Source organism: Vibrio plantisponsor (assembly GCF_013041605.1).
In the GTDB taxonomy this organism is placed as follows: Bacteria; Pseudomonadota; Gammaproteobacteria; order Enterobacterales; family Vibrionaceae; genus Vibrio; species Vibrio plantisponsor.
In genome coordinates this window covers 1-13,612 of record NZ_JABEQC010000001.1, presented here as the reverse complement: position 1 = coordinate 13,612, position 13,612 = coordinate 1, and the positions used below count along the sequence as shown (strand labels likewise).

The 13,612-nt window shown below is 46.1% G+C and carries 21 protein-coding genes; all 21 read left to right on the top strand.

Annotation, left to right across the window (positions count from 1 at the left end; genetic code table 11):
* The first annotated feature begins 102 nt into the window (after window positions 1-102).
* Window positions 103-642 carry a phage regulatory CII family protein gene (locus tag HKI82_RS00105; protein ID WP_171136821.1) on the top strand — a complete coding sequence of 180 codons (540 nt, stop codon included), beginning with the start codon at window positions 103-105 and terminating at the stop codon, window positions 640-642.
* 12 nt (window positions 643-654) lie between these two features.
* Window positions 655-870: a hypothetical protein gene (locus HKI82_RS00100; protein ID WP_102954710.1), complete on the top strand. Its 216-nt coding sequence runs from the start codon at window positions 655-657 to the stop codon at window positions 868-870.
* A complete protein-coding gene (locus tag HKI82_RS00095) occupies window positions 870-1,097 on the top strand; it encodes a hypothetical protein (RefSeq protein WP_171137191.1) in 228 nt (75 codons plus the stop codon). The genes HKI82_RS00100 and HKI82_RS00095 overlap by 1 nt, the downstream gene beginning before the upstream one ends.
* The gene (locus HKI82_RS00090; protein WP_171136807.1) at window positions 1,094-1,705 is read left to right on the top strand and encodes a hypothetical protein; all 612 of its coding nucleotides are present in this window, start codon (window positions 1,094-1,096) and stop codon (window positions 1,703-1,705) included. Before HKI82_RS00095 ends, HKI82_RS00090 begins: the two co-directional genes overlap by 4 nt.
* Window positions 1,706-1,710: 5 nt before the next feature.
* The gene (locus HKI82_RS00085) at window positions 1,711-1,983 is read left to right on the top strand and encodes a hypothetical protein (protein ID WP_240956616.1); all 273 of its coding nucleotides are present in this window, start codon (window positions 1,711-1,713) and stop codon (window positions 1,981-1,983) included.
* Between the two features lie 4 nt (window positions 1,984-1,987).
* Window positions 1,988-4,066 (top strand): rolling circle replication-associated protein, encoded by a 2,079-nt coding sequence (locus HKI82_RS00080; RefSeq protein WP_171136820.1) that lies wholly within the window; start codon window positions 1,988-1,990, stop codon window positions 4,064-4,066.
* Window positions 4,067-4,169: 103 nt separating this feature from the next.
* Window positions 4,170-4,403, top strand: a complete 234-nt coding sequence (locus HKI82_RS00075; RefSeq protein ID WP_102954713.1) for a hypothetical protein — start codon at window positions 4,170-4,172, stop codon at window positions 4,401-4,403.
* Window positions 4,404-4,443: 40 nt separating this feature from the next.
* Complete coding sequence (locus tag HKI82_RS00070) at window positions 4,444-4,677, top strand: Ogr/Delta-like zinc finger protein (protein ID WP_102969435.1); 234 nt, start codon at window positions 4,444-4,446, stop codon at window positions 4,675-4,677.
* A gap of 132 nt (window positions 4,678-4,809) precedes the next feature.
* Window positions 4,810-5,154, top strand: a complete 345-nt coding sequence (locus HKI82_RS00065; protein ID WP_171136819.1) for a hypothetical protein — start codon at window positions 4,810-4,812, stop codon at window positions 5,152-5,154.
* 311 nt (window positions 5,155-5,465) lie between these two features.
* The gene (locus HKI82_RS00060) at window positions 5,466-6,683 is read left to right on the top strand and encodes a DNA circularization N-terminal domain-containing protein (RefSeq protein ID WP_171136818.1); all 1,218 of its coding nucleotides are present in this window, start codon (window positions 5,466-5,468) and stop codon (window positions 6,681-6,683) included.
* A complete protein-coding gene (locus tag HKI82_RS00055) occupies window positions 6,680-7,618 on the top strand; it encodes a phage tail protein (protein WP_171136817.1) in 939 nt (312 codons plus the stop codon). The genes HKI82_RS00060 and HKI82_RS00055 overlap by 4 nt, the downstream gene beginning before the upstream one ends.
* Window positions 7,611-8,186, top strand: a complete 576-nt coding sequence (locus tag HKI82_RS00050; protein WP_171136816.1) for a phage baseplate assembly protein V — start codon at window positions 7,611-7,613, stop codon at window positions 8,184-8,186. Before HKI82_RS00055 ends, HKI82_RS00050 begins: the two co-directional genes overlap by 8 nt.
* On the top strand, window positions 8,183-8,569 hold the full coding sequence (locus HKI82_RS00045) for a phage GP46 family protein (RefSeq protein WP_171136815.1): 387 nt from the start codon (window positions 8,183-8,185) through the stop codon (window positions 8,567-8,569). Before HKI82_RS00050 ends, HKI82_RS00045 begins: the two co-directional genes overlap by 4 nt.
* Complete coding sequence (locus HKI82_RS00040; protein WP_171136814.1) at window positions 8,566-9,612, top strand: baseplate J/gp47 family protein; 1,047 nt, start codon at window positions 8,566-8,568, stop codon at window positions 9,610-9,612. Before HKI82_RS00045 ends, HKI82_RS00040 begins: the two co-directional genes overlap by 4 nt.
* Window positions 9,594-10,073, top strand: a complete 480-nt coding sequence (locus tag HKI82_RS00035) for a hypothetical protein (protein WP_171136813.1) — start codon at window positions 9,594-9,596, stop codon at window positions 10,071-10,073. The genes HKI82_RS00040 and HKI82_RS00035 overlap by 19 nt, the downstream gene beginning before the upstream one ends.
* A complete protein-coding gene (locus HKI82_RS00030) occupies window positions 10,070-11,212 on the top strand; it encodes a phage tail protein (protein WP_171136812.1) in 1,143 nt (380 codons plus the stop codon). The genes HKI82_RS00035 and HKI82_RS00030 overlap by 4 nt, the downstream gene beginning before the upstream one ends.
* Entirely contained in the window at window positions 11,212-12,141 is a 930-nt protein-coding gene (locus tag HKI82_RS00025; protein WP_171136811.1) for a hypothetical protein, read from the top strand. Before HKI82_RS00030 ends, HKI82_RS00025 begins: the two co-directional genes overlap by 1 nt.
* Before the next feature lie 116 nt (window positions 12,142-12,257).
* On the top strand, window positions 12,258-12,674 hold the full coding sequence (locus HKI82_RS00020) for a glycoside hydrolase family protein (RefSeq protein ID WP_171136810.1): 417 nt from the start codon (window positions 12,258-12,260) through the stop codon (window positions 12,672-12,674).
* Between the two features lie 10 nt (window positions 12,675-12,684).
* Window positions 12,685-12,915: a hypothetical protein gene (locus HKI82_RS00015; RefSeq protein ID WP_102969424.1), complete on the top strand. Its 231-nt coding sequence runs from the start codon at window positions 12,685-12,687 to the stop codon at window positions 12,913-12,915.
* Complete coding sequence (locus HKI82_RS00010; RefSeq protein WP_171136809.1) at window positions 12,906-13,151, top strand: hypothetical protein; 246 nt, start codon at window positions 12,906-12,908, stop codon at window positions 13,149-13,151. Before HKI82_RS00015 ends, HKI82_RS00010 begins: the two co-directional genes overlap by 10 nt.
* 122 nt (window positions 13,152-13,273) lie before the next feature.
* Window positions 13,274-13,546 (top strand): tetratricopeptide repeat protein, encoded by a 273-nt coding sequence (locus tag HKI82_RS00005; protein ID WP_171136808.1) that lies wholly within the window; start codon window positions 13,274-13,276, stop codon window positions 13,544-13,546.
* Window positions 13,547-13,612: the final 66 nt, after the last annotated feature.

The following is a 13,612-nucleotide window of genomic DNA, read 5'->3' as shown; positions in this document are numbered from 1 at the left end:
TTTTCCTCCCTGATCCCCACCAAAGAATATTGTCTGTTGTGGCTCAATGTTCTTGGTTGGGCATTCATTTTCGTTCCGTTTTTCTTCAATTGAGTATTCGTTATGGAAGATTTGAACTCAATGTGCGTTTTACGTGGCTCGAAACAAAAGGCATTTAACGAAGCGTGTTGCGCATTTGCGAACTCAGAGAACATGACAGCTATCGCCAAGGCTCTCGATATGAACCCGACGATGCTGCGAAACAAGCTCAACCCTGAACAGCCTCATGTGCTGACTTGCGTTGAGTTGGTTCTCATCACTAAAGCGAGTGGCAACTACTCCATTCTTAATAGCCTTTTGCTTGGTCTCGGTGTGGTGACGGCGCAAATTCCGCAGGATGCGAGCGTGGAAACGTTCATCAAACGTGCTCTGGAAAACTCGATTCACTCTGGCGATTTGTCGCGTATGGCGCTCGACCATGCAAACAAAACCAGCCTCAACCGTACCAGTAAACAAAAAATCATCAGCAAGATTCAGCTAAGCATCAGTAATTTGGTGATGCTGGTATCTGAAATTGAAGGACGCACCACAGGCGTCACGCCGTTCCTAAGTATGAGCGTCGATTTTGTGGCAAACGGTGCACCCATCCCCGGTTTTTCTTAGAAGGTGAAAGCTATGGCTAACAACGCAAAAGTAACGATTGAAATCAACACGCTTGATGAAGCGCTTCATTGGGAAAACCACGCGGTGCTGACCCTAAACAAAATCAAGCAAAACCCAGTAGAAGGGCAGGCAGACTTGCAAAGTTCTCTGGTTCGTACATGGACAGATGTGCACCGCCAAGCGCGCAAAGCTGTTGGGCAGTTTATTAAGCAAGAAGAGGCTGCGTGATGGAGTTTGTAGCCGTTCGTTTGTTTGGTGATGGTGCGATGAAGCGTCACAAGAAAACGCTAGAGCCAGAAACAACGGCTCTGGGTGATTTCGATAATGCTGATGATGCCATCGCACAAGCTTGTCACCAGTTGAACTGTAACCACATTCGCCACGGCATTTTGAGTGAGGGCGAAGGTAAAGGTGGTTTCATTGTTATAGATATTCAGGAGCTGGCAGAGATATGAGTATTTCATTTGGTTGGTTTCAACAAGTTAAACGTGGCGAAGAGCATCACCAATTCGGTAAACATCATAGTTCATACGTAAATATCCTTGGGCAAACATTCGGTCAACTTAAGGTTATCAAGCAGGATGCAGGCAAAGGAGTTACTTGTTTGTGTGAATGCGGAAACACCCATGTAGAGAAATACACCGTAGATTTGCGTCGTGGAAATCGTAAGAGTTGCGGTAAATGTAACAACATGGGCAACCCTAAGTTTAAGCCTGAAGAAGATGCAGTGATCATCAAATGGGCTGGTATCAAATCTACTGAAGACATTGCAGCGTTAGTCACAGAGTTTGGTTATCGCACTGCCACAGTTCCAACGATCAAAAATCGAGTCCAAACCATCAATAAGCATCGAGGTAAGAACGACAAGATTTCATTGCGTAGAAAGGGCGAGTTGTACCCGCATGCAAAGGGATCAGACCATGACGTTGAACTTTGTCGCCGTTTATATGATGAAGGACTTACGCCTTCTGTCATCGCTGAAAAGATGGAAATGAGTCGTTCACATGTTAGTTCGATTGTTTATTACCACTCAAGAACAGAACCTGCTGTCAGTTGGAGTTAATGCATATGACTGAAGATATCGTTTACTGCCCAAGTACTTCTATCAAGAGTTTGCCTGTTACCTCTCCGGCTCATTTGCCGTGCCCTGATATGGCAGGAATGGAAAACCCTGACCCACAAAAGCGTCAGCGTTCTTTGTTCTTGCTCGGCAAGCTGCGCGAGAAACATGGGATTCCAAAGCATAAGTCAGCGGCATCAAACTCAGCTTGTCTTGAATATGTGTGTACCGAAGAAGGTTGTATCGAACCTTGGGGAACCGTGAATAACGCAGTGGCTTAGTAAAATGGAAACCAAAGATCTCCTCTATATCGCTGGGGCAGTGATGCCCCACGACAAAATCAAACGAAATGATGCCAGCTATAACGCTGGTTTTTTAGTATCCAAAATTTACACCGACCAAGAACAGGCGATTTTGGATGCAGGTTTTATCAAGAAAATGCCGATTTATGATCGCGTTCTTGGCAAAAAATCCAAGCGTCAGTTGGATGTTGAGATAAGAACCGATGCTTTTAAAAGGCTGAATTTCCGCTCAGAACACGACCGCGAAGCGGCGGCGAGAATCGCCGAAGACTATAGGCCTGTCAAAGGGCGCAAAAGTCCGACAGAAAATTATCGTCACAGAAAAGAGCGCCAAATGCAGTCGTTAAGGCTGTTAGGAAAGGTACTGCGCCCGAAAACTGAGCTTGAAAGTCCCGAGTCTTACTTCAACCATGATGTGCTCTACGACACTACAGCGCGTTCTAAGCCACAGATTCTGAACCAGAATGGTAAACGGGCGAGGGGAGAACCTAAGAAAATTCCTATTTCAATGAACTTGATGCATCGAGAGTGGGACAACACTTTCAAGTTTCAGGCGATAACCGAAACGCCAGCCAGTGCGGCGCCAGATGCAAATACTGGTGAGCGTTTTACTGAGAAGTTATCAAGTCGTTCGGTGCGTAAGATTTTTGAAGCAGCTGCGTACACGTCAGCTTGTCACGGTGGATTCACCACGTTCCTGACTCTGACCTTCACCAAAGAACAGCGCTTAGCTCTGTTTGGTGGCATGACCGATGGCGAGAATTATGTGTTGGCTGGTCCTCATCATCCAATTGGCTATAAGCGAAACATGATTACGACCAGAGCCAAGCGAGGTGAAAAGAAAGTGGGTAACCCCATCGTAGATATCGCAGGCGAGTACTGGACGGTTCCAAACAAAGACAGACCGATTCCAAAGGTGATGAACCAGGGCGGTTTGATTGCAGGAGATTACTGCGACATCAAATCCAAACCAAAGCATACCTACACCATGGAAAAGACGTTGGAAACCTCAATTGGTAAAGAGGTCTCACGTTTTTTAGATGCAGCCAAGAAACTTTATCAGCGTGGCTGGGTAGCAGACCACACAGTTGAAACTGATCCAGAAAGTGGTGCGCTTTATTGTGACCTTCGAAGATTAAAAGTAGAGCCGCACTTTAAAGAAAATGAATTTGGACCAACCGAAGAGCTAGAAGACTTTCACTACATTTGGGTAGCGGAATGTCCAGAGAATCAAGATGGTGAACCGAACCCGCACATTCACGTTCTGCTGCGTTGGTCTGTTCCTCATTATCTGTTCAGTGCCTGGGCAAAACGTCTTGAGAAAATTTGGGGACATGGCTTCGCGAACTTGGAGCGTATTCGTAAACCTGAAGCCGCCGGTTCATACATCATCAAAGCCGTTGGCTATGCTGCCAAAGGGGATGATGCCAGCCAAGGGCTTATCAAGGGCAACCGTTACGGTGTCGCGAAATGTTCACGCGCACCAGATTGGAAGTGTTTAGCTTCTTTCGATGCCGACAATATGACGGCGATTATCAAAGAACTGGGTTACAAGCTCGAACAGTGGAAGAAACCCATTCGACGCAGAGTGAACAAGTTATATGCAGCGAAAGAGCAAACCATAAAAGCTCAGGCGATTGCGAAGCAGCAAGCTAAACCGGAAGAACATCGCAAGAAGCTGCAACAAAGAATCATCCGTTTGGAAAAGGAAGCGGAGAAGCTGAACAAAACCATACGTTCTCGCGGTGTACATATCAGTACTACCAATCGCTTTTGCATTACGTTCGAAGGGGAAGATGCTGCAAGCAAAGTGGATAAGTTCATGCTTTGGGCAGCGGGCGCTCGCGGTTGGCCAATGCAGTGTCGTGATTTCAGTTGTGACGACATCAAACAAGAGGCAGATGCCATCTATGCTGATCAGTTTACTCGTTTCTTGGATAAGCGCAGTTATTGGGGAGCAGTCCTAAAAGATAACCGAGTAATTGAAGATGCTGATGAAGCGGAAATTAGTTACTGGCATAGCATGAGAGAAGAGGCGATGCGGTATATGCCTTTAGGCTAACAGCATCGAGTTTGAGTGTAATTTCTCAAATCATTAAATCACCTGTACAAATGGGGATAAAAATACTGTATGTTTATACAGTTTAATTTGTATGGGTACGGCTATGTCATTAGAAAGAGAGGATATTTTCCTAGATGCAATGGGCTTTATCATCGATGCAGTAGCACTGAGCACTGTGGGTGAAAGCCGAGCAGATATAGGAATTTATTTAATGAGTCTGCTGGTTGCAGACCAGAAAAAAGAATTGCAGCCTGAAAAACTGGAAGCCATCAGACAGTTGATTGAACTCTCTGACGAGCTAGAAAGCCCAGCTTTTTCGATAAGTTCCAAGTCTTAAAAGAGGGCAGGCTGGTAACTAGAAGTGAGGATTATTCAATATGCTAATTACTTGCCCTGTCTGCGAAAGCAAAGCACGTATCGCAACATCAAAAGCGATGAGTAAAGATACCCGCGAAGCATACTGCCAATGCCTGAACCTGAACTGCGGTCGCGCTTTCACCACTTTGACTACAGTGAACCGAATCATTGAGCCTACGGGAGCGAAACCAGACCCGCTGCTACAGCCAGAACTGTGCAAGGGTGATGTTGATCAGATGGATATGTTTGGGTGAGTTCTGATTCTAACATATTGATTTTAAATATCTTTTTGTGTTATATGTGGAGTTTAATCCGCAGGTTATGGTGTTTAGACAAAGTAGTCTTACCATTTACAAAATACTTACTAATTTAATAAAGGATTTTTTATGCTATTCGAACTTGAACTTCGGTCTTTTTTAGTTGGTTCTGCGTTATCTCTCGTAGTTGGCGGTGGAGCATATGGCTTTTACGTAAAAACTTTTGGACAAGCATCTTACGACCAAGCTGTTGGTTACAAGCAACTAGCTGACTGCACAATGCTTTTGGGTTCTTCAGACAACGAAAAAGTGAAACAGTTCTTGGATACTCTCCCTGAAAAACTAAAACAACTACAAAAATCTGATGCGATTATGACGACGATTAACTCAACCGCGAATGAAAAATATGAAGCATCAGGTATGGGGGTTCCTCTTAGAATGTGTGCTACTCAGCTAGCTGAACAAATTAAGTAGAAAGTCTTTCCTTTGAACTAATTACTTAATTTTAATTAGAAGATCGCAAAAACGATCAAAAACGAACGATCGCGATCTCGATACTTCTCTAAAATCCCAATCTAAAATAGCCCTGAGTTCAGTATCCATCAGGGCTGTGCTCAAATAACCCTACCTAAATATTTTGCGTTTCAAATTGCGCAAAATTGTAGTGCTGAATTTTAGCGCGGAGGGAGGGGTGAGTCCGAACGAGGCCTGAGCGCCCCCTTCCCGTCTTAAATTTTCCGCCTACTGCATTCTTTCTAATTTATTGCGAACGAAGTGAGTCTTTCATGTGGGAACGACAGTACGAGCACGGTCGATGGAATGGGCATCAGCTCAACATTCTAGCCACTGCCATTGATGGTGGTCAGCGCTTGCACGTCAGTGAAATTCCTTATGCTGAACTGCCGCACATCCGAGTGATGGGCAGCAAAGCTCGTACGATTAAATTGGAAGTGGTGTTTGTGGGTAGCAGCTCGCTTGCTGACTCCAACGCTTTTATCGCTAATCTTGAAGAATCTCCGACCGGAGAGCTTGAGCATCCTTGGCTCGGTGAGCTACCTTTGGTGTTTGATACCTTCTCACAGAGCATCAGTACCAAGCGCGGTATTGTTACGCTCAGTCTGTCTTTCGTTCGAGCCGGCACAGAGCCAAACATCAACGTGCCGAGTATAGTTCGCACTAAGCAATTGGCTACGGTTGTTGAAAGCACTTCAGCTTCCTCGTTCGCCAATGATGTCAGCAAAATGAGCGTGGCAGAGATTAACCAGACTCAAAGTGATTTCACCAAAGCTTTAGATACCCTGACCGACATTACACACCGAATGAACAGCGATGTTGATCAGGCGCAGAGTAGCTTAGTCAACAACCAGTTCGTTGATACTTACCGCACCATCAATACCGCGTATGCGGCGGTTACTCGTTTAGGTAATCAACCTGACTCCTTTCTGGCGGCATTCAACGCAGCCGTTGATATGGTGACGAATGCTCTGCAGTCGGAAAAGGAATCTGAAAGTGAAGCGATTGATAACTCACGGAATGCTCAACAGCAATTACTCAAGCAAGTGAACGATGATGCGGTCACGCCACACTACAACATCCAAATGGTAACGGGTGCGATAAAGGCCAGCAAAGACCTCACATCACTTGAGAAAGAAGAAAGCTTTGATGTCACCACGGCCAACAAGCAACCGGACATCATACGAGGTGATCTGACGGCACTGATTGAAAGTTTAGATGAACGCATTGATGAGATTACACAGGTTTCAACGGTTGAAAGCTTGGCGCTATACGATGCTCTATTGGCACTTAAAAGCAATGTGCAAACTCAACTTGATAAAGTTATCAAGGGTACTGCTGCGCACCGAGTAATTGAGCAACCTCGTTTTAAGCCTGCACTGAGCATTGCCCATGAGCAATACACTGACGAGCACCTAATCACAGCCATTAATGCGTTGCAGCATCCATTGTTCATGCGTGGCGACATTGCCGTGAGGGACGCACAATGAACAAGCTAACGCTGCGAATCAACGGCACTGCGGTACCGTTTTATACCGCCTCATTAAACTACTCGCTTGAGCAACTGGCGCACACCTTTAGCTGCTCTATTCCAGCCATGAACATTGTTGAGCCTCTGCCAGTTGAGTTCTACCTCAACGATAAGCTCATCCTGATCGGGCAAATTGATGGTGTGGATTCATCCACTGATTCAAGCAGCAAAACCGTGAGCATTTCAGGTCGCTCGAAGAGTGCCAATATGATTGATTCGCGCATCACAATGGATGCTATTTATGACCAACCGATTGATAAGTTGCTGCGTAGGGTGGCCGCGCCCTTCGGTCTCAATGTGCAGTGCCAGGTTAAATCCCTAGAGCCAATCGCTGAGTTTCAAATCAATGCTGAATCACCAGTGGAAAACGTGGCGCAGGTGATACGTGAACAAGGCTTAGTGTTGGTTGAACGTAATGGAGTCCTCACTATCGAGAACACTGCTCATGCCGTCATTCAGGGTATTGGCTTAGAGGTGGGTAATAACATCGAGCAGCTTGGGATTTCGCGTAAGTTCGACAAGCAGTTTCACACCATTGAAGTACAAGGCGCATGGGATGAAGCTAGCGCCACCGTCACTTCAAACAATATTGAACGCTCTCGGACGATGGTCATCATCAGTGATCAACTGCAAACCGAGGAGGCGTGTTTATCTCGTGCCAACTACGAGCGCAATTCAGCGATTGCCCAAAGCCTGATGGCATCATCAAGCATTGCCGACATTTTCCCAGAGCTCGCCATTGACGGTATCAATCGTGTGATTCGGGTGATCGACAAAAAGCAAGACTTCAACGAAATGTTAGTGATTAAAGCTTTGGGGTTATCGGTGTCCGAAAGCTCTGCAGTTACCTCAATTCAACTGGCTCGCCCATTTAAGGATCAAAGCAATGTCTAAAGCGCTGCTTTCCCGTTTGATGGGACGAATCAAAAACATCGTGGGTACGGGTACCGTCACAGGCGCAGAGACACAGTGGCTACAAATCAAAACCGCGACAGGCCGAACCAATGACCGCATCCGTCGCGTACATAACTACGGCTTTATGAGTCGCCCGTTAGTGGGCGCCAAAACGTACAACCTGTTTATTGGTGGTGTCACCGCGCGCGGTATTACCGTGAACGTAGAAGACGAGCGTTACCAGATGGAGCTGCAACCGGGTGAGCTGGCAGTGCTGGATGACAAAGGCAATCTGATTCATTTCACCGCTAGCGGCATCAAAATTAAGTCTGCATCAAAAATTGAAATGATCGCACCAAGTGAAGTGAGCGTGACGGCGCCCAAAGTCAATGTTACCGCGGCAAGCTCAACGTTCTCAGGCAATGTGGACATCGGAGGTAACTTGAATGTGGCTGGTAGTGTGGGCGGTGCATCCGGCAAGTTTGCAGGCGTTACGGTCGAGACGCACGACCACGATTACATCGATGACAACACAATCAGAATTACAAAGGGACCTAACAAGCAATGAACCATTTCACACTGAGCGCCATTACGTCCCCCATTGCGACAAAAGATGGCATGAAACACGCCATCTTACAGAGTATCCATAACCACGGCGAAGCCACGCAAAACGACCGCGCTCGTATGGAAAAGAATGACCGAGGCGGCAGTTGGAGTGATGAGTTCCTGAGTATGGTCGGCTCCCGTGACTGGACACTGCGTCGAGACAAACTCACGCCACAAACATTAAGCCTTGCAAAACGCTTTTATGAAGAAGCGTTGGCGTGGTTGGTGAGTGAGGGGTTTGCGAAATCGATAGTTGTCAGAGTTTGGGAAAGTAAACCCACCGTAATGAGCCGAGTGGCGATCGTCACTTTGATTGATGGCACCCAGTTTGAGGTCGAGCTATGAGTACGCAAGTCAGCTTACAAACGCTCATTAACCGAGCAAAAGCCACACTGATTGCGAAAACAGGGCAAAACAACCCTGCCATTGATGCATTGGCCTGCGCGATTGCGGGTGTCAGTTACGGCCAATACGGCTATCAAGACCAGTTGTTTCGTCAGCTTCACCCTGAAACCTGCTCTGAGGCTTGGCTGTATTTGCATGCCAACCGTCATGACACCCCGCGTTTGTTACCGACTTTCGCAACGGGCAGCGTCCAGTTTGCTGAGTTAGGCGGCACTGTGGTCATCCCCAAAGGGCGATTACTCACCGATGCTTCAGGTAATGAGTATGAGACGACCGATGAGCAATACAGTAACGCACCGGTGAATGTCATTGCCTTGGTTTCCGGTACTGCCAGCAATTTACCTGCAGGCGGTGTGCTGACACTTTCTGAAGGGCTGGATGGTATCGACCCTAACCAGATTGAAAGTTTGGGTATTTCAGGCGGCTCTGACATTGAAGCGCTTGAACACTGGCGAGCTCGCGTGATTGTCGCCTATGAGAAAAATGACCTGATTGGTAAAGCGGATGATTACGAAGTGTGGGCAACCTCTGCTCATTCCGATGTCGATTATGCCTGGGCGTTAGATAACACACCCGAGCGCGGCATGGTGGAAGTGTATGTCGGAAGTCGTTCCAATGATCCAACGGTGAGCGCTGAAGTTATCAATCTGGTTCAACAAACCTTCGAAGATAATCGATTAGCCGGTTGTCACCCGATGGCACTCGTACCTGAACATGCGCTGCTCGATATCGAGATTCAGGGCATTGAAGACTTAAACATCCGCGCCGATGTGGTGGCCGCTCTGCAAACTCTGGTTCAGAACAAGATGGGCAAGATTGATGACGCCACAGGTGCGCCTGAATCCATAACGCCCACAGAAATCGTGTTAACCGTATCATCTGTCACCACTAACTTCATTGTGAAGTCGCCAACCGACACCGTGACCATTGCCAGTAACCAAATTCACGTATTAGGAGCCGTCACATGGACACCTCCAGCATAATTATTGACTACAGCGAAGCAGACTTTGCCGATTCACTGCGAGCATTGTTACCCAAAGGCGAATACTGGCAGGAAGCGGAGAACGTTGAGCTGACCAATGTTATCGAAGCGCTGGCCATCGACTTCAAAACCACTCATGACGATGTGCAGTTGTCATTGCTCACCGATTTCAAACAAGCCTTGTTTGGCTGGAAAATTAGCGAATTTCAGGCACTGCTTTATGAGGTAGCCGGGAATCATTCGGGCGTCGTTTCTGACTCTAAAGCCACGCCGAATCTGATTTATGTCTTGCTGGGTGATGAGTATCGAGGCTCAAGCAAGAAAGCTTGGACAGAGTTTGAAAAGAAACGACTGCCACACACAGAAATTACATGGACGTATCAATCTCGCCTGCATGTGCATCACCAGTTGGCGAACTGCCGACACATTCGCAACTTACACACTTATGAGGTGACTCAATGAGCTTAATCATTACCGATGCCGGAATTGCTGCCGCGATTCGCGCCGGTGATTTGGGTATCGAATACAAAATTACACACATCAGTATTGGCTCTGAAGGCTACGTTCCTGAGCCTGCTCAAACTGAGCTGCGTAACGAGCTGCAAAAGAAAGCCATCACACGAGGTGCGTTGGTTGCTCATGGTCAACTGCATTTTGAAACCGTCTGGGATGGTGTTGAGGAGTTTGAAGGCAAAGAACTCGGTTACTGGCTGGAAGATGGAACTCTGTTTGCGGTCGATAGCCGAGACGGTGACATCATTACCTATAAGCGTAAAAACACGGTAGTCACTGAAGCCTGTGAGCTGAACCTTTCCGCATCCACTATCAGCAACATTACCGTTGAACTGCTTGGGTCACCATACGCCACTGAAACCGTGGCGGGTATTGCGAAAATTACTACAACAAACCAAGTTAATACTGGAACCGACGACGCAACAATTGTTACACCAAAGAAACTAAAAGATAACGCTGCAACAAATTCTGAAATTGACGCTGAATCTACCGCAGATAAGCACGTTAGGTTATCTCAGCTTTGGCGAGCAATTACTCCGTCACGCTTGATTGATAAGTTGTGGTTAGGATTGGCTGCTAAGATTTTTCCGGTTGGTGCTGCTATCCCTTGGTTCACAGATGTTGCGCCTAGTGGATTCGCCATAATGAAAGGGCAGGCATTTAATAAAGCGACATATCCTGAACTCGCTAAGGTTTTTACTAGCGGCGCAATCCCTGATATGCGCGGTTGTGGTGCTATAGGAAAGTATGATGGCGAAGGAATAGGCGTATATGAAGAAGGACAAGTTAAAAATCATAGCCATCCTAATTCCAGTGTGACCTCTACGGATTTGGGTTCAAAAACATCAACGGCTGAGGGTGGTCACTATCACTGGGTGCAAGGTGACGGTGGCGGCGGTGCGTCTACCGGATTGGCTGGAACTAGCGGTGGTGGTAATCACTACGGACGAAATACTTCATCTGTAGGAAATCATGTTCACTATGTAGGAATAGGTGCGCACGCACACTCGGTTGCGATTGCGTGGTTTGGGGCATCAAGAAACACCATCAATCATCGTAAAGTTAACTGGATAGTAAGGCTTGCATAATGAACTCAATATTTTTTGATGAATCTCAAATGGTTCAAGTTTCTCGTATTGGTAAAGAGGGATGGTGGATTGAAAACACCTCCGAGCATGTAACCAAAGGTACTGCTTTAGGTGATGATTTTACTCAGAACATCTATACGCCATCGATTGAGGGAATGATTGCTCGCTATGACCGAGAGTTGGGAACATGGTCTGATGAAATCGAAGACATGACGATGAAAAAATACTTCGACAAAGATGGTCAGCAATTTTTTATTCGGGAGCCGGACGGTAGTTATCCTGAAGACGCCATCGTTGAGGCACCACCAAAATATAATAAAGAGACTCACACCGTGTTATACAAAGACGGTGGATGGAAAGTTTTCGATATATTGATTGGACAGTCATTCTTTGATGAATATGGCAATGAGTTTCTGGTATCAGACTACAACTTTGAACTGCCAGAAAAGCACACTTTTACCAAACCGCCAGAGCTCCGTTTAGATAACCGCGCAGTAAAACTCGTCGATGGTCAGTGGCAGCAGCTTTTGGACTATCGTGGGAAAATAGCTTACGCCAAAGACCGAGACAATGACACCGACTATCAGATTGAAGAGTTAGGCGAGCTACCAGAAACTCATACATTATCAGCGCCAGAGCCTTTTGACTCGTGGATTGATAAGGGGTGGAAATACGATATTGAACGTCACCGTCCGATTAAAGTTAGTGAGGAAAAACAGTGGCGAGACAGCGAACTGACCAAAGTGCTTGACCGTATTGACCAGTATGAAAAAGACCAGAACTACCCAGTTGAGTTGAGAACTTCGCCCATTCAAACCAATGAAGATTATTTGCGTCTGCTCCAAGACCGAAAAAACCTCAGTGTCTATCCTGAATCCAGTTACTTCCCATTTGGTGAACGGCCTTTACTATCAGGGTTCGCTAAGTAAAAACAAACCCAGCTGCGCGCTGGGTTTTCTACATCTACCATCTAGAAACCGCTTAGATATCAGACGGATTAGCACAGCGATACACTGGTTTTAGTTACACAAACTAAGGCTTAATCATGAAAGCACTCGCCACCAAACTGATTAAAAAACATGAAGGGCTCCGCTTGAAGCCCTATCGCTGCAGCAGTCAGAAAATCACCATCGGCTACGGTCGAAACCTGCAAGATAACGGCATCACTTTAGAAGAAGCAGAAACCATGCTTCAACACGACCTTGGTACTGCCATCAAAGATGCGCAATCACTGCCGTTCTTTGCCTCCCTTAATGAAGCTCGCCAAGCGGTGATTGTCGATATGGTTTTTAACCTCGGCTTACCACGCTTTGGCATGTTCAAAAAAATGATTGCCGCGATTGAGCGTGAACACTGGCATGTTGCCGCTAATGAAATGCTCAATAGCCGCTGGGCACGACAAGTCGGTAAACGCGCCAATACGCTCAGTGAAATGATGCGTCTCGGCACTGAAATAAACTAAGGAGTCATCCATGAGTTTTCTAACAAACATTCTCGGCAAAACCCTATGGGAAGTGCTCAAAGGTCTTTTCTTTCAAGTTGCATGGAAAGTGATTCTAGAGCGCTTCGCTTCTCGCTTGGTGATTTGGGGACTGGAGAAAATCAAAAACCTATCGACCAATGACGTGACCCAAGAAACGGTAAACGACATCATCCTGTCTTTGAAAGGTAAAAAACTGAAAGAGGTAGAGCAATGGGAATGACGTTAGACCCTGGTTGGGTGAATGCGGTTATGGCCTTTGGTACTTTTGTCACGCTGATCTTAAGTTTGCTCATCGGCTACCTGTTTCGGCTATCCAAAGAGCTAGGAGAATACAAAACCCACGTAGCTGAAACCTACGCCACCAAAGATGATGTCAAAGAGCTAGGTGACCGTATCGAGAGAAGCATGGTGAAAGAGTTCGATAGGATTCATTCACTACTCAAAAATGCCGCCTGAAATGGGCGGCATCTTTTTGTCTTTCATCACAACTTCAATATAAGACATGGAATTCCATAAAAACCAGATCATAATAAAATTAGTAAACCAAAGTTGCATATGGACACATCAAAGGAGTGATTGTGAAGAAGTTAATATTGGTTTTAGCAACTACCTTATTGGTGGCTTGTTCATCTCAAGTACAACAGGGCTCTATTTCTTTAGCATATTCAAATTTTGAAGACCGCGATTATGAAGATACATTGAAGTACATAAACCAAGCTGAGAAAGTAAGAAATACAACGCCAGAAATGCATGCTGAACTTACTTATTTGAAAGCGCTGACCTATCAAAAAATGGGCAGATATGATGAAGAAGAAGCATTATATCGATACCTAGTAGAACAGCACCTGTAGTGGTCAACTAAATTTGGCCACGGTTTTAGAGTTTTTCCAATACAGTAGTTCAGATTCATTGGGTGT